General features: G+C 65.8%; 16 protein-coding genes. 9 read left to right on the top strand and 7 right to left on the bottom strand.

Annotation, left to right across the window (positions count from 1 at the left end; genetic code table 11):
- Positions 1 to 71: 71 nt before the first annotated feature.
- Positions 72 to 1,568, bottom strand: coding sequence for a CoA-acylating methylmalonate-semialdehyde dehydrogenase (locus C4E04_RS18835; RefSeq protein WP_109599931.1), 1,497 nt, complete (start codon positions 1,566 to 1,568; stop codon positions 72 to 74).
- 120 nt (positions 1,569 to 1,688) lie between these two features.
- Here C4E04_RS18835 and C4E04_RS18830 point away from each other — a divergent pair, with 120 nt between their 5' ends.
- Together C4E04_RS18830 and tal are read left to right on the top strand one after the other, a co-directional pair.
- Positions 1,689 to 2,615, top strand: coding sequence for a LysR family transcriptional regulator (locus C4E04_RS18830; RefSeq protein WP_109599929.1), 927 nt, complete (start codon positions 1,689 to 1,691; stop codon positions 2,613 to 2,615).
- A 30-nt stretch (positions 2,616 to 2,645) separates the two neighbouring features.
- Positions 2,646 to 3,617 (top strand): transaldolase, encoded by a 972-nt coding sequence (gene tal / locus C4E04_RS18825; protein ID WP_109599927.1) that lies wholly within the window; start codon positions 2,646 to 2,648, stop codon positions 3,615 to 3,617.
- Between the two features lie 82 nt (positions 3,618 to 3,699).
- Here tal and C4E04_RS18820 read toward each other — a convergent pair whose 3' ends face one another.
- The 4 genes from C4E04_RS18820 to C4E04_RS18805 all read right to left on the bottom strand — a co-directional run bounded on the left by C4E04_RS18820 (position 3,700) and on the right by C4E04_RS18805 (position 8,898).
- Entirely contained in the window at positions 3,700 to 3,957 is a 258-nt protein-coding gene (locus C4E04_RS18820; RefSeq protein ID WP_109599925.1) for a YjhX family toxin, read from the bottom strand.
- Positions 3,958 to 4,210: 253 nt separating this feature from the next.
- Positions 4,211 to 5,890 (bottom strand): thiamine pyrophosphate-binding protein, encoded by a 1,680-nt coding sequence (locus C4E04_RS18815; protein WP_109599922.1) that lies wholly within the window; start codon positions 5,888 to 5,890, stop codon positions 4,211 to 4,213.
- A gap of 93 nt (positions 5,891 to 5,983) precedes the next feature.
- Positions 5,984 to 7,549 (bottom strand): aldehyde dehydrogenase family protein, encoded by a 1,566-nt coding sequence (locus tag C4E04_RS18810; protein WP_109599920.1) that lies wholly within the window; start codon positions 7,547 to 7,549, stop codon positions 5,984 to 5,986.
- A 215-nt stretch (positions 7,550 to 7,764) separates the two neighbouring features.
- Complete coding sequence (locus C4E04_RS18805) at positions 7,765 to 8,898, bottom strand: saccharopine dehydrogenase family protein (protein WP_109601296.1); 1,134 nt, start codon at positions 8,896 to 8,898, stop codon at positions 7,765 to 7,767.
- Between the two features lie 115 nt (positions 8,899 to 9,013).
- Here C4E04_RS18805 and C4E04_RS18800 point away from each other — a divergent pair, with 115 nt between their 5' ends.
- Both C4E04_RS18800 and C4E04_RS18795 read left to right on the top strand, forming a co-directional pair.
- On the top strand, positions 9,014 to 9,445 hold the full coding sequence (locus C4E04_RS18800) for an Lrp/AsnC family transcriptional regulator (RefSeq protein ID WP_109599918.1): 432 nt from the start codon (positions 9,014 to 9,016) through the stop codon (positions 9,443 to 9,445).
- On the top strand, positions 9,442 to 10,647 hold the full coding sequence (locus C4E04_RS18795; RefSeq protein WP_109599916.1) for an FAD-binding oxidoreductase: 1,206 nt from the start codon (positions 9,442 to 9,444) through the stop codon (positions 10,645 to 10,647). The genes C4E04_RS18800 and C4E04_RS18795 overlap by 4 nt, the downstream gene beginning before the upstream one ends.
- A 23-nt stretch (positions 10,648 to 10,670) precedes the next feature.
- On the opposite strand, the gene C4E04_RS18790 is transcribed toward C4E04_RS18795, so the two are convergent.
- Entirely contained in the window at positions 10,671 to 11,354 is a 684-nt protein-coding gene (locus tag C4E04_RS18790) for a hypothetical protein (protein ID WP_109599914.1), read from the bottom strand.
- 209 nt (positions 11,355 to 11,563) lie between these two features.
- Between C4E04_RS18790 and ugpB the strand changes: the two genes are divergently transcribed.
- The 5 genes from ugpB to hutH all read left to right on the top strand — a co-directional run bounded on the left by ugpB (position 11,564) and on the right by hutH (position 17,674).
- A complete protein-coding gene (gene ugpB, locus C4E04_RS18785) occupies positions 11,564 to 12,874 on the top strand; it encodes a sn-glycerol-3-phosphate ABC transporter substrate-binding protein UgpB (RefSeq protein ID WP_174219294.1) in 1,311 nt (436 codons plus the stop codon).
- Between the two features lie 116 nt (positions 12,875 to 12,990).
- Positions 12,991 to 13,872 carry a sn-glycerol-3-phosphate ABC transporter permease UgpA gene (gene ugpA, locus C4E04_RS18780; RefSeq protein ID WP_109599912.1) on the top strand — a complete coding sequence of 294 codons (882 nt, stop codon included), beginning with the start codon at positions 12,991 to 12,993 and terminating at the stop codon, positions 13,870 to 13,872.
- On the top strand, positions 13,872 to 14,720 hold the full coding sequence (gene ugpE / locus C4E04_RS18775; RefSeq protein WP_109599910.1) for a sn-glycerol-3-phosphate ABC transporter permease UgpE: 849 nt from the start codon (positions 13,872 to 13,874) through the stop codon (positions 14,718 to 14,720). Before ugpA ends, ugpE begins: the two co-directional genes overlap by 1 nt.
- A gap of 101 nt (positions 14,721 to 14,821) precedes the next feature.
- Complete coding sequence (locus C4E04_RS18770) at positions 14,822 to 15,898, top strand: sn-glycerol-3-phosphate import ATP-binding protein UgpC (RefSeq protein WP_109599908.1); 1,077 nt, start codon at positions 14,822 to 14,824, stop codon at positions 15,896 to 15,898.
- Between the two features lie 144 nt (positions 15,899 to 16,042).
- Complete coding sequence (hutH, locus tag C4E04_RS18765; protein WP_109599906.1) at positions 16,043 to 17,674, top strand: histidine ammonia-lyase; 1,632 nt, start codon at positions 16,043 to 16,045, stop codon at positions 17,672 to 17,674.
- Between the two features lie 45 nt (positions 17,675 to 17,719).
- Here hutH and C4E04_RS18760 read toward each other — a convergent pair whose 3' ends face one another.
- Positions 17,720 to 18,025: a hypothetical protein gene (locus tag C4E04_RS18760; RefSeq protein WP_109599904.1), complete on the bottom strand. Its 306-nt coding sequence runs from the start codon at positions 18,023 to 18,025 to the stop codon at positions 17,720 to 17,722.
- Between the last annotated feature and the right edge of the window lie 11 nt (positions 18,026 to 18,036).

The following is an 18,036-nucleotide window of genomic DNA, read 5'->3' as shown; positions in this document are numbered from 1 at the left end:
AAGAAAAAACCGCCGCTCCCAGGGTGAGAGCGGCGGCCAGGGCCTTGTGACGGGAGGCTTTCAAGCCATCCTCATTGCATCGTCGGAATGGCGAATTCGGCGCCTTCCTTGGTGCCGGACGGCCAGCGGGACGTGACCGTCTTGGTCTTGGTGTAGAAGCGGATCGCGTCGGGACCGTGCTGGTTGAGGTCGCCGAAGCCGGAGCGCTTCCAGCCGCCGAAGGTGTAATAGGCCAGCGGCACCGGGATCGGCACGTTGATGCCGACCATGCCCACGTCGACCTTTGCGGCGAAGTCGCGGGCCGCGTCGCCGTCACGGGTATAGATCGCGACGCCGTTGCCGTATTCGTGCTCGGTCGGCAGGCGCAGCGCCTCCTCGTAGTTCTTGGCGCGGACCACCGAGAGCACGGGCCCGAAGATCTCTTCCTTGTAGATGCGCATATCGGGGCGCACGTCGTCGAAGAGGCAGCCGCCCATGTAGAAGCCGTTCTCGTAGCCCTGCATCTTGAAGTTCCGGCCGTCCACCACGAGCTTGGCGCCTTCCTGCACGCCGAGATCGACGTAAGAACGCACCTTCTCCAGGTGGGCGCGGGTGACGAGGGGACCGAAATCGGCGGCCGGGTCCGTGGACGGGCCGACTTTAAGGCTTTCCACCCGCGGGATCAGCTTGTCCATGAGCGCGTCGGCCGTGGCCTTGCCGACCGGAACCGCTACCGAGACCGCCATGCAGCGCTCGCCCGCCGAGCCGTAGCCGGCGCCGATCAGCGCATCCACGGCCTGGTCCATGTTGGCGTCGGGCATGATGATCATGTGGTTCTTCGCGCCGCCGAAGCACTGGGCGCGCTTCCCATTCGCGGCCGCGCGGGCATAGACGTATTCGGCAATGGCCGAGGAACCCACGAAGCCGACCGCCTTGATGTCCGGATCGTCCAGGATGCCGTCGACCGATTCCTTGTCGCCGTTGACCACATTGAGGATGCCGGCCGGGAGGCCCGCTTCCATCATCAGCTCGGCGAGGCGCATGGGCACGCCCGGATCACGCTCGGACGGCTTGAGGATATAGGCGTTGCCGCAGGCGATAGCCGGCGCGAGCTTCCAGAGCGGGATCATGGCCGGGAAGTTGAACGGCGTGATGCCGGCCACTACGCCCAGCGGCTGGCGGATCGAATACATGTCGATGCCGGGGCCGGCGCCTTCCGTATATTCGCCCTTCATCAGGTGCGGGATGCCGGTGCAGAACTCGGCCACCTCGACGCCGCGCTGGATGTCGCCCTTGGCGTCCGAGATCGTCTTGCCGTGCTCGCGGGCGAGCAGCTCGGCCAGCGGGTCCATTTCCTTGGCGATCAGTTCCAGGAACTTCATCAGGACGCGGGCGCGGCGCTGCGGGTTGGTGGCGGCCCAGGCCGGCTGGGCGGCCTTGGCGTTCTCGACCGCCTGGCGCAGCTCATCGCGGGACGCGAGCGCGACCTTGGCGATGACCTCGCCCGTCATGGGCTGGAAAACATCCGCCGTGCGGCCGGACTTGCCGGGAACGTGCTTGCCGCCGATGAAATGTCCGATCTCGCGCATGGCGTTTATCCTCCTGGAGAAATTTTGGGTGACGCTTGTCTACCATTGTCAAAATCGCACGACTATGGGCGATAATGAAGGTGCGTTGTGCGAGAATCCCAATATGGAGCCGTTGCCCGAATGAGTGCCTTCGATTGGGACGATCTCCGTTTCTTCCTGGCCGTCGCGCGGGCGGGACGGCTCACGGCGGCCTCGCGCCAGCTCGAAGCGGACCATACCACGGTTTCGCGTCGCATCGGCGCGCTCGAAGGGGCCCTCAAGGCCAAGCTGTTCGAGCGCAGTCCCCAGGGCTATGCCCTGACCGAGCAGGGAGAGCGCCTGCTCGCCAAGGCCGAGAGCATGGAAAGCCAGGCGCTCGCCGTGGCGAGTGAGATCGGCGGGTCCGATTTCGCCCTCTCGGGCACGGTCAGGATCGGGGCACCGGACGGGCTCGGCACCTATTTCCTGGCGCCCGAGCTCGGCCGGCTCGCGGAGCGCCATCCCGACCTCACCCTCCAGCTCGTGGCCTTGCCGCGCACCTTCTCCCTGTCGAAGCGGGAGGCGGACATCGCCATCACGCTGGAGCGGCCGACGGAGGGCCGCCTAGTCTCGCGCAAGCTCACGGATTACCGGCTGAGCCTCTACGCCTCCGAGGATTATCTGTGCCGGCACGGGCCCATCGTGGATCAGACAGATCTCGCGGGACGGACCCTCGTCACTTACGTGCCGGATCTCCTCTACAGCCCGCTCCTCGACTATTTCTCCGGGCTCGAAAAGGTCACGGCCCGGCGGTTCGAATGCGCCAGCGTCGTCGCCCAGATGGAGGCCGTGCGCGCCGGGGCGGGCATCGGGATCCTGCACGACTATGCGGTGGGGCGGTTCCCCGAGCTTCGCCGGATCCTGCCGGACATCGCCTATTCTCGCACCTACTGGCTCGTCACCCATGCGGAGGTGCGCAGCCTCCGGCGGGTCGAGGAGGTTCACGATTTCATTCTCGATCGGGTGAAGGCGAATCGCGGCATTTTTGAAGGCGTTCCTGGGCTTCACGCGGCCCGTGAGACGGTCTAAGGCTGCTTTCAAAGAACCATGGAGCCCCCAATGCCCTCCAAACTTGACCAATTGCGCGCCATGACGGTCGTCGTCGCCGATACGGGCGATCTCGATGCGGTGCGCCGCCTGAAGCCCCAGGATTGCACCACCAATCCGACCCTCCTCCTCAAGGCCGTCGAGACCCCGGCCTATGCGTCGATCGTCGACGAGGCCCTGAACTGGGGCCGCTCCCAGGCCGGCTCCCGCGAGGGCGTCGTCGGGGCCATCTGCGACCGCCTCGCCGTCGCCTTCGGGGCGGAACTCGCCGGCATTGTGCCTGGGCGGGTCTCGACCGAGGTCGATGCGGACCTGTCTTTCGACACGGCCGCGACCGTCGAGAAGGCTCGGGCGATCATCAAGGCCTACGAGGTGCGCGGGATCGGCCGCGAGCGCATCCTGATCAAGATCGCATCCACCTGGGAGGGCATCCGGGCCGCCGAGATCCTCCAGAAGGAAGGCGTCGACTGCAACCTCACCCTCCTGTTCAGCCAGGTCCAGGCGCAGGCCTGCGCCGAGGCTGGCGTGTTTCTCATCTCGCCCTTCGTCGGTCGCATCCTCGACTGGCACGTGAAGGCGGGCGGCGGGCCCTATACGGGCGAGACCGACCCGGGCGTGCTCTCCGTGCGCCGCATCTACGAATCCTACAAGGCGCAGGGCATCGAGACCGTCGTGATGGGCGCCTCCTTCCGCAATACGGCTGAGATCGAGGCGCTGGCCGGCTGCGACCGGCTCACCATCTCGCCCGCGCTCCTCGACGAGCTGGCGAAAGCCGAGGGCGACCTGCCGCGCAAGCTCTCGCCCGAGGGCGTCGCCAAGGTCGCCCCTGTGCCGCGCCTCGACGAGAAGAGCTTCCGCTTCGCCCTCAACGAGGACGCGATGGCGACCGAAAAGCTCTCCGAGGGCATCCGCTCCTTCGTGAAGGACCTGCGCTCCCTGCGCACCCTCGTGGCAAAGCACCTGGAAGAGGCGAAGGCGGCCTGACGACCCGGACTTAACCGGATGCGATCCGCTGCCGGGACGAAACGAACAGGGAGGCCGCACAGGGCCTCCCCTTTTTTTGGTCTTAGCGATTGTCGGGGCGGCTTCTCACGGCCGTCAGCCCCCGCCGCGTGATGCGATAGGGGCCGCCGTTCGAGGATGCGATCAGGCCCTTGCTGCGCAGGGTTCTGAAAAGCTCCATCGTACAGAGCGAGAGAAGCCACCCTTCACGGGTGAGGCATTCGATTTCGGAGAGGCGGCCGTTCTCGTCCTTGTAATGACGGATGACGCCGCCCTGAGCGAGCACGTGGAGCACGCGCTGTCCATTGCGTGAAACGTTCACGGGAAAACCTGGAAGTCTTTGGGATTGTCAGAGAATGCGCGCGCATGCGCGTTCGGCTTGGAAAAAGCCGTCGCCCGCCTGTCCTGAGGCGGGCCTTACCGGGACTCGGTCTCTCTGCGCATAAAAACTCCAGGCGAAATGCCGGCCCCCTTATAGGAGCCGTCCCGCCGGATCGTCAATGTCGTGGCAAATGCTCGACGTCTTCGCGGGGCAAGGCCGCCGCGAAGCCCGATCGGTCATGAAGTGAGCGCTCTCAGGCCCGGCTCGCCAGCGCCTTCTCGCGGATCTGCGAGAGCGACAGGGAAGGCGTGATCGCCTCCGGATCCAGGATGCAGTGGAGGATGGCGGGTTTGCTCGAAGTCAGGGCGCGTTCGAGCGCCGGCCCGAATTCCTCGGTCGTCTCCACCCGCTCGCCGTAGCCGCCGAACGCCTTGGCATAGGCGGCGAAATCCGGGTTCTTCAGCATCGTGGCCGAGACGCGGCCGGGATATTCGCGCTCCTGATGCATGCGGATCGTGCCGTACATGCCGTTATCGAGAAGCACGACCAGGATCGGCAGGTCGTACTGCACGGCGGTCGCAAATTCCTGGCCGTTCATGAGGAAGTCGCCGTCGCCCGCGAAGACCACGACCGGGCTGTTCGGCTGGATTCGCTTGGCGCCGACCGCGGCGGGCACGCCGTAGCCCATGGAGCCGGAGGTCGGCGCGAGCTGCGTGCCGTAATGGCGGAACGGCCAGAAACGGTGGATCCACGTGGCGAAGTTGCCGGCGCCGTTGCAGAAGATCGTGTCGGCCGGCAGCGCCTCACGCAGAAGGGCCATCACCTCGCCCATCTGCAGGTTGCCCGGATGGCGGATCTTGGTGGGATCGCTCCAGGACAGGTAGCTCGCATGAAGGGCCTCGGTGCCCTCGCTCCAGCGAACCGAGGCGGGCGCCTTCAGGGCCTTCAGGGCGGACACGAAGGCGGCCGGCGAGGCGTTGATTGCCAGAGACGGGCTGTAGACGCGCCCGAGCTCGCTCGGGTCCGGATGGACATGGACGAGCTTCTGCTTCGGCGCGGGAATGTCGAGCAGGGTGTAGGACTGGCTCGGGATCTCGGACAGGCGCCCGCCCACGAGCAGGATCAGGTCGGCATCCCGGATGCGCTCCACGAGCTTCGGATTGACACCGAGGCCGAGATCGCCCGCATAGGACGGGTGATCGGCCGAAAAGAGCATCTGGCGGCGGAACGTGCAGGCGACCGGCACTTTGAAATCGGCCGCGAAGCGCGCGAATTCTTCGGCGGCTTCCTTCGACCAGCGGCTGCCGCCCAGGAGAACGATGGGGCGCTCGGCGCCCTGTAGGAGCTCCTGCAGATGGGCCATCTGCTCGGGAGCGGGGCTGCTCTCGACAACCGCATAGCGCGGCGCGTCCGCAACCGCCGCGACCTCGGTGAGCACGTCCTCGGGCAGCGCGATCACGACCGGGCCGGGACGGCCCGAGGTGGCCACATGGAAGGCGCGGGACACGATCTCGGGGAAGCGGGCCGGGTCGTCGACTTCCGTCGCCCATTTGACCATGGCCCCGAAGGCGGCGCGGTAATCCAGTTCCTGGAAGGCCTCGCGCTCGCGCATGCCGCGCTCGATCTGGCCGACGAACAGGATCATCGGCGTCGAATCCTGCTTGGCGATGTGCAGGCCGGGCGATGCGTTAGTCGCGCCGGGGCCGCGGGTCACGAAGCAGATGCCCGGGCGTCCGGTGAGCTTCCCGTAGGCCTCGGCCATCATGGCGGCGCCGCCTTCCTGGCGGCAGACCGTAACGTTGATGTCCGCGTCGTGCAGCGCGTCGAGAGCCGCGAGATAGCTCTCCCCCGGCACACAGAAGATGTGATCGACCCCGTGGACGAGGAGCTGATCGACAAGGATCTGGCCGCCGGTGCGGGAGGGCGCTGTCATGGGAGGCTCGTGAATGGCGAGAGGGACGGGAGGGGGCGAAACGGAAAGGGCCGAGGGTGCACCATTGGCACCCTCGGCCGGAGCAAGTGACGCTTATGCGTCGACGTCGAACTTCACGCCCTGGGCGAGCGGGAGGGTCTTGCCGTAATTGATCGTGTTGGTGGCGCGGCGCATATAGGCCTTCCAGGCGTCCGAGCCGGCCTCGCGGCCGCCGCCCGTCTCCTTCTCGCCGCCGAACGCGCCGCCGATCTCGGCACCCGAGGGGCCGATATTCACGTTGGCGATGCCGCAATCGGAGCCCGCCACCGAGATGAAGGTCTCGGCCTCGCGCATATCGAGGGTGAAGATCGACGAGGACAGGCCGGCGCCCACCGCGTTGTGCTGCTCGAGCACCGCGTCGAAGTCGGAATAGCGCATCACGTAGAGGATCGGCGCGAAGGTCTCCCGCAGCACGGGGCCCTTCTGCTCCGGCATCTCGACGAGGGCCGGTTTGGCGTAGAAGCCATCGGCGCATTCGCCTTGCGTGTAGCGGCCGCCGCCATGCACGGTGCCGCCCGCCGCGCGGGCTTCATCGAGGGCGCGCTCCATGCCGTCGAAGGCCGCCTTGTCGATCAGCGGCCCGACGAGGACGCCATCACGGCGCGGGTCGCCGATCGTCACGCCGGAATAGACCTTCTTCAGGCGCGGAACGAGCTGGTCGTACACGCTCTCGTGCACGAAGAGACGGCGCAGGGTGGTGCAGCGCTGGCCCGCCGTGCCCATGGCCGCGAACGCGATGCCGCGCAGGGCCAGGTCGAGATCGGCGGAAGGCGTCACGATGGCGGCGTTGTTGCCGCCGAGCTCCAGGATAGCCCGGGCGAAGCGCTCTGCGAGTTTCGGGCCCACCTGCCGGCCCATGGCGGTCGAGCCGGTGGCGGAAAGGACCGGAACGCGGTGGTCCTCGACGAGGATCTCGCCGATCTCGCGGCCGCCGAGGAGAACTTCCAGGAGACCCTCCGGCACGCCGCCGAAACGCTTCGCCGCGCGTTCCACGATGGCCTGGGTGGCGAGCGCCGTGAGAAGCGTTTTCTCGGAAGGCTTCCACACGACGGAATCGCCGCACACGAAGGCCAGCGCCGCGTTCCAGGACCAGACGGCTACGGGGAAGTTGAAGGCCGAGATGACGCCGCACACGCCGAGCGGGTGCCAGGTTTCCATCATCCGGTGGTCGGCGCGCTCGGTCGCGATGGTGAGGCCGTAGAGCTGGCGCGAGAGGCCGACCGCGAAGTCGCAGATGTCGATCATCTCCTGCACTTCGCCGAGGCCCTCGGACGTGACCTTGCCGGCCTCGAGGGTCACGAGGCGGCCGAGGTCGTCCTTGGCGGCGCGAAGCTCTTCGCCGATCAGGCGCACGAATTCGCCGCGCTTTGGGGCGGGCATCCGGCGCCAGGCCTTGAAGGCCGCATCGGCCCGGCCGATGGCGGCCTTGGCCTCGTCGGGAGTGGTTTCGCGCACATGGACGATGGTCTCGCCCGTGATGGGCGAGACGGCCGGGCGGCCAGAGGGTGCAAACAGGCTGTCCGGAACGCCCAGGCGCTTCAGGATGGCACGGGCCTCCTCGGCGACGGGGGCCGGAGCGGCCGGAACGGACTTGAGGGCGGCTTGGTCTCGCGCAGACATCGTCAATCTCCCATAGGGATGGAGTCAGGGCCCGAAACGGGCCCACCGCCATCGCTTGTCGTTGAACAAAAGCGACGGCGGCCCTTGTGCCACCGTCTTAGAACAGGATCGGGCCGGGTGGGAACCGCTTTTCCCGAATAGGTTCATGCCATTTCGGAACGAAGCCCGGCATCATCCCGCCCGTGAGCGGGCGGGATGATGATGTCATTCGATCATTAAGCGACCGCGTCGAGACGCTTTTTGCCGCAGGAGTGGTCCTCGACCGTCTCCAGGCGCTCGCCCGCATAGACCCGGCCGAAGCGGTTGGCCAGGAAGGTGTCGAGGCTCACTTCCTCCTGCCGGCGGAAGCCCTGCGGCGCGATCTTCCCGGCCACCAGGAGGTCCAGCATGGTGCAGATGCCGGCCGCGGTGGTGACCTGGATGGCCGTGCGCTGCTTGCCCGCGACGGTCTGGCCGTAGATGCTGCGGGCATAGGTCTCCTGCACGTGGCGGCCGCCGCGCTCGCCCGTCACGGTGACGAACACGATGACCATGTCCTGCATGGTGGAGGGGACGGCCTGTTCGAGGATGTCCTTCAGGACTTCCCGGCGGTTGCGCAGCTGGAGGTCGTTCAGGAGGACGCGCATCAGGGCGCAATGGCCCGGATAGCGGATGGTCTTGTAGTTGAGGCTCCGGACCTTGCCGCCGAGGGTCTCGCACAGGGTGCCGAGGCCGCCCGAGGTGTTGAAGGCCTCGTAGCGCGTCCCGTCGAGGGAGAATTCCTCGAGCTCCTCCATGGCCGGGACTTCCCGGAGCTGGCCGTCGACCACAGCCTCGCAGCGCTCGATATACTCGTTGATGACGCCGTCCGTGCTCCAGGTCAGGTTGTACGAGAGGGCGTTCGAGGGATATTGCGGCAGGGCGCCGACCCGCAGGCGCACCGTGTCGAGCTTGTCGAAGCGGCTCGCGATGTCGTGGGCCACGATGGAGATGAAGCCCGGCGCCAGGCCGCATTGCGGAATGAAGGCCGTGGAGGCGCCTTCCGCCAGCTCCTTCACCATGCGCGTGGTGGCCACGTCCTCGGTCAGGTCGAAGTAATTGACGTCCGCCAGACGCGCCGCCTGGGCCACGTGACCGGTCAGGTGGTAGGGCGCAGCGCTGAGAACGGCATAATGGCCCTTCAGGGCCGCCTGGAGCGCCACGGCATCGTTGAAGTCGAGCTGAATCGTCTTGACGCCGTCCCGCGCCGCCGCCGCGAGGGCGGCCGCAGACGCGTCCGCGACCGTGACGGCGTAGTCGCCCGTCTCGTACAGCATGTCGGCGATGGTGGAGCCGATTTTGCCGGCACCGATGACGAGAATGGAATGCATGGACATGACCTCCGGAATGATGAGGGCAGAAGAAGGCATGTCTCTGCAGAATGCCATAGACAGGTCGACCAAAAGCCGACTAGTTTACGGCATAACGACGTAATGATTGGACATAATGCCCCTGGACGCCACCGACCGTGCCTTGATTGCCCTTCTGCGCGAGAACGCGCGGATCGGCCATGCCGAGGCAGCCCGGCGTCTCGACCTGTCCCGCACCACCGTCCAGGCGCGGGTGGAGAGCCTGGAGCGGCGCGGCATCATCGTCGGCTATACGGTCCGCCTGGCCGAGGAGGTCAGCCGCCGCATGGTGCGGGCCCATGTCACCATCGTGGTCGCGCCCAAGGCCTCGGCCAGCGTCGTCGCGGCTTTGCAACGCATGCAGGAATTGCGCGCGCTGCACTCTGTCGCCGGTGTCTTCGATCTCCTGGCGGTGGTAGAGGCTGAGGACGTTCCCTCCCTCGACACGGCCATCGACCGGATCGGCGCGATCGAGGGCGTGGAACGCACGCAATCCTCCATCATCCTCTCAACGAAATTCGAACGATGACCGCACCCACCGAAAGCATTGCCGATGTCGTGATCGTCGGAGGCGCCGTGATGGGCTCCTCCACCGCCTTCCATCTGCTCTCAGATCCGGGCTTCAAAGGACGCGTCGTCGTCGTCGAGAAGGATGCGACCTACAGGCTCTCGGCCTCGGCACTCTCGGCCGCTTCCATCCGCCAGCAATATTCGAGCGCGGTGAACATCCGCATCTCCCTTTATGGAATCCAGTTCCTGCGCAGCATCGGGGAGCGCCTCGCCGTCGATGGAGAGCGGCCCGAGATCGATCTGCGGGAGGGCGGCTATCTCTATTGCGCGTCTCCGGCCGGTGCCTCGATCCTTGAGGAGAACCATGCCCTGCAGGCCGCCGAAGGCGCCGACATCCTGCTCATGGATCCCGCGGCCCTGAAGGCCCGCTTCCCCTGGCTCAATGTGGAGGATCTCGCCCTCGGCACCTGGGGCCGCACCGGGGAGGGTTGGTTCGACGGGTGGGGGCTTCTCCAGGCCTTCCGCAAGAAGGCCCGCTCCCTCGGGGCCGAATACGTCAAGGGAGAGGTGGTCGCGGTGGAGCGGGAAGGGCGCCGCGTCGTCGCCGTGCGCCTCGCCGACGGCACGCGCATCGCCTGCGGAGCCCTGATCAACTGCGCCGGCTCGGGCGGCCGGGCGATCGCCGAGAAGGCGGGCATGGACATTCCGGTCCAGGCCAAGCGCCGCTACGTCTTCACCTTCACCTGCCGGGACAAGGTGGAGAACTGCCCGCTCCTGATCGACACGTCCGGCGCCTATGTACGCCCGGAGGGCGACGGCTTCATCTGCGGCGCCTCGCCGGAGGCGGATCTCGACCCCGACTGGCACGACGAAGACCCAGCCAGCCAGGAGATCGACTTCTCGTTCTTCGAGGAATTCATCTGGCCGTCCCTGGCCCATCGCGTTCCGGCCTTCGAGGCCATCCGGCCCGGCCGCGCCTGGGCAGGCCCCTACGATATGTCGCTCCTTGATCACAACGCGATCATTGGCCGGGCCGGCGACATGGAGAATTTCTACCTCTGCAACGGCTTCTCGGGGCATGGCCTGCAGCAGGCACCCGCTGTCGGGCGCGGGCTCGCGGAGCTGATCGTCCATGGCGGATACCGGACGCTGGACCTCTCCGAGCTCGGCTATGAGCGCGTCCTGGCCAACCGGCCGCTCCTGGAGCGGAACGTCATCTGACCAAGAGGTGGACGCGGGCGGGATTACTCGCTCTCGTAGCTTCTGACCGGACCCCGCCGGGCCGTATCGAGACGAAGGCGGCCCTGTCCGCCCGGTGCGGCAGCGGCGCTGCGAAGCGCGTCGACGCCGGGCTGCTCCTCCCGGTTGCGGGCATTCTCCGTCGTGTGGGTGCTGCCGCCCTGTCTTGCATCGTCCGTTCTCAGGTCGGCGGTTCCGAGATCGCTCCCTTCGGCCATGGCGCCCATGCCCGGCAGGGCCCCAGTATTGGTCAGGCCCTCGGCCGCGCCGCCCGTCAGGCCTGCGGCGAGAGGGGCGCCGGGATCGACCGCGCCTTTATCCGTGGAACCGCCAGCCTCAGGGGCGCGACCCCCATCCTCCAGCTCGATGGGCTCGAACATCTCGAGGATCCTGATCGTCTCGTCCCGGTCCTGCCCGCTCGCCTGGACGGCCACGAGGGTCCGGCCACGCTGCAGCGCCCGCGTATAGGCATGCAGATCTTCCTCCGGCAGGGAAAGCTCCCGCAGTTCGCGGACTGCCTCGTCTCCGGCCGAGAGGGTGCGGAAGCCGGAGATCGACGAGACGGTTCGCCCTTCGGGAATGCCCGCGATGGAGATCCGGGAAGCGGTCATTCCCGTCTCCAGCAGCGCCTGCAGGGCCCGCTGGGCCTGGCCGGAATTCTCGAAAAGGGCGGTCACCAGATGCGGCATGGGAAGTCTTCCGTTGGGACAATGGTTGTCCAACGAATACCGGTCCCCACCGTTCCGTTGCGGCCATTAAGCCTGACCGAAGAAAGGGCTTCCATTTTGAAGCCGGCTATGCTTGTCATGGTTTTGTCACAAAGGCGTCATCCCACCTTCGTGTCGGGGTGATGAACGACAAGAACATCCCTGACGGGATGACAAGGGAGAGATCGGTTATGAAGCATAAGTCCTTCCTCGCCGCGTTGGCTCTGGGCCTCGCGACGAGCACCTCGGCCTTCGCGCAGACGGAAATCCAGTGGTGGCACGCCATGACGGGTGCCAACAACGACGTGGTGAACCGCCTGGCCGACGAGTTCAACAAGTCGCAGAGCGACTATAAGGTCGTCGTGAGCTACAAAGGCCAGTACGCCGACACCATGAATGCCGGCATCGCGGCCTTCCGTGCCGGCAATGCTCCGCACATCCTGCAGGTCTTCGAGGTCGGCACCGCCACCATGATGGCCGCCAAGGGCGCTATCAAGCCGGTCTACCAGCTCATGGCCGATGCGGGCGAGAAGTTCGATCCCCAGGCCTATCTGCCGACGATCACGGGCTACTACTCGACCGCCAAGGGCGAGATGCTATCCTTCCCGTTCAACTCCTCGTCCATGGTCATGTGGATCAACAAGGACGAGCTGAAGAAGGCGGGCGTCAACGAGATTCCGAAGACCTGGCCGGAAGTGTTCGAGGCCGGCAAGAAGCTCAAGGCCGCCGGGCACAATACCTGCGGCTTCAGCTCCGCCTGGATCACCTGGGCCATGATCGAGCAGTTCTCGGCCTGGCACAACGTCCCGCTGTCGACCAAGGCCAACGGCCTCGACGGCTTCGACACGGAGCTGAAGTTCAACTCGCCGCTCCACGTCAAGCACCTCGAGAAGCTGATCGAGCTGCAGAAGGACAAGACCTTCGACTATTCGGGCCGCGACAGCCGCTCCGAGGGCCGCTTCACCTCGGGTGAATGCGCGATCTTCCTGACCTCCTCGGGCTTCTACGGCAACGTGAAGGCGAACGCGAAGTTCGACTACACCTCCGTCCCGATGCCCTATTATCCGGACGTGAAGGACGCCCCGCAGAACTCGATCATCGGCGGCGCTTCCCTGTGGGTCATGGGCGGCAAGTCGGCTGAGGAGTACAAGGGTGTGGCCAAGTTCCTCGCCTTCCTGTCCGATACCGACCGTCAGGCCCGCCTGCACCAGGAATCGGGCTATCTCCCGATCACCAAGGCGGCTTACGAGAAGACCAAGGCTTCGGGCTTCTATGAGAAGAACCCGGTCCTGCAGACGCCTCTGATTGAGCTGACCACCAAGGAGCCGACCGAGAATTCCCGCGGCCTGCGCCTCGGCAACATGGTCCAGCTGCGCGACGTGTGGTCGGAGGAAATCGAGGCGGCGCTGGCCGGCCAGAAGTCGGCCAAGGACGCGCTCGACGCGGCCGTGTCCCGCGGCAACCAGATCCTGCGCCAGTTCGAGCGGACCGTCAGCCGTTAAACCTAACTGACTGAACCTGATCTGATCCCGGGCGACTCACCGTCGCCCGGGATGATTGTATAAACAGACCGCGACCCAGGGTTTCGGCCCTGCTCGCCACCGGATGCCTGAGCGCGATGGAAAAACGAGCTTTCTTCTCCAGCAAGATCCTGCCCTATGCGCTGCTTCTCCCGCAGCTCGCGATCACGGTCATCTTCTTCTACCTGCCCGCCAGCCAGGCCGTCTGGCAGTCTTTCCTGCTCGAGGACGCCTTCGGCCTCTCGAGCGAGTTCGTCGGTTTCGAGAACTACCGCCACCTCTTCGCGCAGCCCGAATATTACCGGGCGATGATGACGACGGTCGTGTTCTCCTCCTCGGTCGCCATCCTGTCCCTGGCCTGCGCCCTGCTCCTGGCCACCCAGGCCGACAAGCAGCTGCGCGGCGGCGAGGCCTACAAGACCCTCCTGATCTGGCCCTACGCGGTCGCTCCGGCCATCGCGGGCGTCCTGTGGATCTTCATGTTCCACCCCACCCTCGGCACCCTTTCGCGGCCGATCAAGGCCATGGGCATCGACTGGAACCCGATGCTCAACGCGAAGCACGCCATGCTCCTGCTGATCCTTTCGGCGACCTGGAAGCAGATCAGCTATAACTTCCTGTTCTTCCTTGCCGGCCTGCAGGCGATCCCGAAGAGCGTGATCGAGGCGGCCGCCATCGACGGCTCGGGGCCGATCCGGCGCTTCTGGACGATCATCTTCCCGCTCCTGTCGCCCACGACCTTCTTCCTGATCGTCGTGAACATCGTCTATGTCTTCTTCGACACGTTCGGCATCATCGATGCCGTGACGGGCGGCGGACCGGCCGGCCAGACGACCACCCTGGTCTACAAGGTCTATGCGGATGGGCGCCTCGGCGGCGACCTTGGCGGCTCGGCGGCACAATCCGTGATCCTCATGATCATCGTGATCGCACTCACGGCCATCCAATTCCGTTATGTCGAGCGTAAGGTGCAATACTGATGGTCGAGAACAGACGCTACAGAAACCTCGTCGCCTATTTCGTCCTGTTCGTCGGCGTCGTCATCGTGGCCTTTCCGGTCTACCTGGCGATCCTGGCCTCGACCTTCGATGCGGCAACGATCAGCAACGGCAACATGCCGCTCGTGCCGGGCGACCAGGCCGCCGAGAACTACTATCGGACGATGTTCGTCGGAGCCTCTCGCACCTCCCGCGAGCCTGTAGGCCTCATGATGATGAACTCCTTCATCATGGCGATGGGCATCGCGGTCGGTAAGATTTTCATCTCGGTCCTGTCCGCCTTCGCGGTGGTCTATTTCCGCTTCCCCCTGCGCATGACGGCGTTCTGGGTGATCTTCATCACCCTGATGCTGCCCGTAGAAGTCCGCATCTACCCGACCTACAAGATCGTCGCGGATCTCGGCCTGCTCGACACCTATACGGGCCTCATCCTCCCGCTCATCGCATCCGCGACCGGAACGTTGCTGTTCCGGCAGTTCTTCATGACGATCCCGGACGAGCTGCTTGAGGCCTCCAAGATCGATGGCGCCGGTCCCTTCCGGTTCTTCAAGGACACGCTTCTGCCCCTGTCGCTCACGACGATCGCGGCGCTCTTCGTCATTCAGTTCATCTATGGCTGGAACCAGTATCTCTGGCCGCTCCTGATCACCACGAAGAGCTCGATGCAGACCATCGTGATCGGCATCAAGAAGATGATCACGACGCAGGACGCCCTGACCGAGTGGCAGATCGCCATGACGACGGCCGTTCTCGCCATGATCCCGCCGGTCCTGGTGGTGGTCTTCATGCAGCGCCTCTTCGTGAAGGGGCTCGTGGAAACGGAAAAGTAAGGCCGGAGCCGCCCCTTTTTCCGAGGGGCGGCGCGGATTTTTATCGAAAAGACATTCCGGGCCGCCAAAAAGGGCCCGAGCCGATTTGAAGGATTGAGACGATGGCAGGCGTAACGCTCGATACGGTGCGGAAGATCTATGCGGGCAATGTCGAGGCCGTGAAGGGCGTTTCCCTCGGCATCGAGGACGGATCCTTCTGCGTGCTCGTCGGCCCCTCGGGCTGCGGCAAGTCCACGCTCCTGCGCATGATCGCGGGGCTCGAGACGATTTCCGGCGGCACCGTCAAGATCGGCGACCGCGTCGTGAACGAGATCGAGCCTTCCGAGCGCGACATCGCCATGGTGTTCCAGAACTACGCGCTCTATCCGCATATGAGCGTCTACGACAACATGGCTTACGGCCTGAAGAACCGGGGCACCCCGAAGCCCGAGATCGACAAGCGCGTGAAGGAAGCCGCCCGGATCCTCGCCATCGAGCCGTTCCTCGACCGCAAGCCGCGCCAGCTCTCGGGCGGGCAGCGCCAGCGCGTCGCCATGGGCCGCGCCATCGTGCGCAAGCCGCAGGTCTTCCTGTTTGACGAGCCGCTCTCGAACCTCGATGCCAAGCTGCGCGTCCAGATGCGCGTGGAGATCAAGCGCCTTCAGCGGGCCCTGGGCGTGACCTCCATCTACGTGACCCACGATCAGGTCGAGGCCATGACCCTCTCGGACAAGCTCGTGGTGATGAGCGGCGGGCAGATCGAGCAGGTCGGTACGCCCTCGGAGGTCTATCGCCGTCCCGAGACCCGCTTCGTGGCGACCTTCATCGGCTCCCCGCCCATGAACATCCTGCCCGGCAAGGTCGAGGGTCCCGGCCGGGTCTCTGTCGGCGGCCAATCGATCGCCGTCGCCGACATGCGCGACGGGTTGACGCCCGGCTCCGCCATCGAGGTCGGCCTGCGGCCCGAGGACGTGCAGGCCGGAGCGGCCGGTACGAGCAGCCTGACCATGGATATCGACTTCGTCGAGGAGCTCGGCGCAACCCAGCTGTTCCACGGCAAGGTCGCCGGGGCCGATTTCGTCGTGCAGGCCTCCACGGGCCAGATTTCGGCCGATGCAGGCCGCCTGACCCTGTCCATCGACCCTGCCAACGTCCACCTCTTCGACCCGCAGACCACGAAGCGTCTCGGCCGCGTCTGACAAGGACGCAACGTCGCTTTTCAGGGTAGGCGCCGACGCACGGTGTCCGGTCTCAGGCCGGGCGGCCGGCGCTTGGCTTGATTCGGTTCCTGTTGCGCCGGGCCGGTGGCGCCGTTATGCCTCGATGAAACGCGAGGACGAAGCATGACGGTCAAGATCGACGGAGCGAAGCTCAGGATCGGCGATGTGGTGCGCGTAGCGCGCCCCAACGGCAAAGGGCGCTTCGAGAAGGCGGCCCTGCACCCGCAGGCCCGGGAGCGGATCGCGGCGACGCGGGATTATATCGACAGCCACTGGATGCATGACGATGCGCCGCTCATGTACGCCTTTAATACCGGCGTCGGGCTGTTCAAGGACCAGCGTGTCCTCATCGCCGACATGGCGGAGTATCAGCGCAAGTCCGTCTATGCCCATGCCACGGGCGTTGGAGAGCCGTTTCCGGAGGATGTGACGCGGGCGATGATGCTGCTGCGCGCCAATGCCTTCGCGTCCAACTATTCCGGCCCTCGCGTCGAGCTCGTGGAGCGGCTCATCGATTTCCTCAATGCCGGCCTGCACCCCGTCATCCCGCAGAAGGGCTCTGTGGGCGCCTCCGGCGATCTGGCGCCGCTTGCCCATATGGCGGGCGCCGTGTGCGGCTTCGACGAGGCCGAGATGGTCTATAAGGAGCGTCGCATGCCGGCGCGCGAGGCCATCGCGAAGGCCGGCTTCGACCCTGATTTCGAGCTCGGCGCCAAGGATGCCTCGGCTCTCATCAACGGCTCGACCGCATCCCTCGCCCTCGGCGCTCTCGCGACCTATGACGCGCGCCGCCTCCTGAAGCAGGCCGACATCGCCATGTGCCTCTCGCTGGAGGCGATGCGCGGAGAGCTGGCGGCTTTCGATCCGCGCGTGCACAAGGCGCGTCCGCATCCCGGTCAGGCGCGGATCGCGCGCAACCTGCTGCGCATTCTCGACGGGTCCCGGCGCTGCTCGCAGGCCGCGCGGGACGTGGTCTTCCCCGACGAGGCGCGCCAGCCCGGCACGCCGGCCTCGCCCCGTGTGCAGGACGTGTATTCCCTGCGCTGCACGCCGCAGGTCCATGGTCCTGCCGTCGAGGCTGTGGAATATGTCGAGCGCATCATCGGCACGGAGATGAACTCCGCGACCGACAATCCGCTGATCTTCGATAACGGCGAGGGCGGCTACGTCTCGATTTCGGGCGGTCATTTCCACGGACAATACGTGGCGCAGGCCATGGATTTCCTGGCAATCGCGATGGCGGATCTCGGCGCGATTTCCGAGCGGCGGCTCGCCCGCCTCATCGACCCCACCATGTCCTATGGCTTGCCGCGCAATCTCCTGGCCGGCAAGCGGGGCCTCAACACGGGCTTCGCCACGGTGCAGTGCTCCATGTCGGCCCTCGTCATGGAAAATCGCGGCCTTGCCACGCCGGGCTCCGTCGATTCCATCCCTGGCAAATCCAATGCCGAGGACCATGTGTCGAACTCGACATGGTGCGGGCGCAAGGCGCGCACCATCGTGGAGAATGTGGAGCAGATCATTGCCGGAGAGCTGCTGATGGCCGCGCAGGCCCTCACGCTCGTCGAGCCCGTGGCGAAGGATTATCCCCTGGGCAAAGGATCAACGGCCGCTTTCGAGGCGATCCGCGCCGTCATCCCGCCGGCGCTCGATGGCGACCGCTGGTATGCGACCGAGATGCGTCAGGCGCTCGAGCTTGTACGCTCCGGCGCCGTCGTGGAAGCCGTTGAGAACGCTGTCGGTGCGTTGGAATAGACAATGAAAAGGGCCCGGAAACCGGGCCCTTTCAGGGCTGTTGGATCAACGGCAGCGGCGCACCGTACGATACACGACGCTTCCGTTCGGGCGCACGATGCGTTCCCGGATCATGCGGCAGGGACCCGCACGATGGTGCCAGCCCGGTCGCACGCCGCATTGGCGCACGGTGCGGTAGACGACGCGTCCATTCGGCCGCACGGTCCGGACGCGGCGCGTCACGCAAGCGACATCCTCCACGAGAGAAGGAGCCTGCACCTGAGCTCCGTTGAAACGGGCCTGCGCTTCGGGAGCGACAAAGAACCCCATGCCAAGGGCAGCGGCGAAAGCCGGGAGGAGAATGGCTCGCATAATCCGATCCT

The organism is Microvirga sp. 17 mud 1-3 (genome assembly GCF_003151255.1).
GTDB lineage: Bacteria > Pseudomonadota > Alphaproteobacteria > Rhizobiales > Beijerinckiaceae > Microvirga.
This window is presented reverse-complemented; position numbering and strand designations above follow the sequence as displayed.

Bases quoted from the DNA above. Each gene is read 5' to 3' on its own strand.
- C4E04_RS18835 (WP_109599931.1), bottom strand. From the start codon at position 1,568: ATGCGCGAGATCGGACATTTCATCGGCGGCAAGCACGTTCCCGGCAAG.
- C4E04_RS18830 (WP_109599929.1), top strand. From the start codon at position 1,689: ATGAGTGCCTTCGATTGGGACGATCTCCGTTTCTTCCTGGCCGTCGCG.
- tal (WP_109599927.1), top strand. From the start codon at position 2,646: ATGCCCTCCAAACTTGACCAATTGCGCGCCATGACGGTCGTCGTCGCC.
- C4E04_RS18815 (WP_109599922.1), bottom strand. From the start codon at position 5,890: ATGACAGCGCCCTCCCGCACCGGCGGCCAGATCCTTGTCGATCAGCTC.
- C4E04_RS18810 (WP_109599920.1), bottom strand. From the start codon at position 7,549: ATGTCTGCGCGAGACCAAGCCGCCCTCAAGTCCGTTCCGGCCGCTCCG.
- C4E04_RS18805 (WP_109601296.1), bottom strand. From the start codon at position 8,898: ATGCATTCCATTCTCGTCATCGGTGCCGGCAAAATCGGCTCCACCATC.
- C4E04_RS18800 (WP_109599918.1), top strand. From the start codon at position 9,014: ATGCCCCTGGACGCCACCGACCGTGCCTTGATTGCCCTTCTGCGCGAG.
- C4E04_RS18795 (WP_109599916.1), top strand. From the start codon at position 9,442: ATGACCGCACCCACCGAAAGCATTGCCGATGTCGTGATCGTCGGAGGC.
- C4E04_RS18790 (WP_109599914.1), bottom strand. From the start codon at position 11,354: ATGCCGCATCTGGTGACCGCCCTTTTCGAGAATTCCGGCCAGGCCCAG.
- ugpB (WP_174219294.1), top strand. From the start codon at position 11,564: ATGAAGCATAAGTCCTTCCTCGCCGCGTTGGCTCTGGGCCTCGCGACG.
- ugpA (WP_109599912.1), top strand. From the start codon at position 12,991: ATGGAAAAACGAGCTTTCTTCTCCAGCAAGATCCTGCCCTATGCGCTG.
- ugpE (WP_109599910.1), top strand. From the start codon at position 13,872: ATGGTCGAGAACAGACGCTACAGAAACCTCGTCGCCTATTTCGTCCTG.
- C4E04_RS18770 (WP_109599908.1), top strand. From the start codon at position 14,822: ATGGCAGGCGTAACGCTCGATACGGTGCGGAAGATCTATGCGGGCAAT.
- hutH (WP_109599906.1), top strand. From the start codon at position 16,043: ATGACGGTCAAGATCGACGGAGCGAAGCTCAGGATCGGCGATGTGGTG.
- C4E04_RS18760 (WP_109599904.1), bottom strand. From the start codon at position 18,025: ATGCGAGCCATTCTCCTCCCGGCTTTCGCCGCTGCCCTTGGCATGGGG.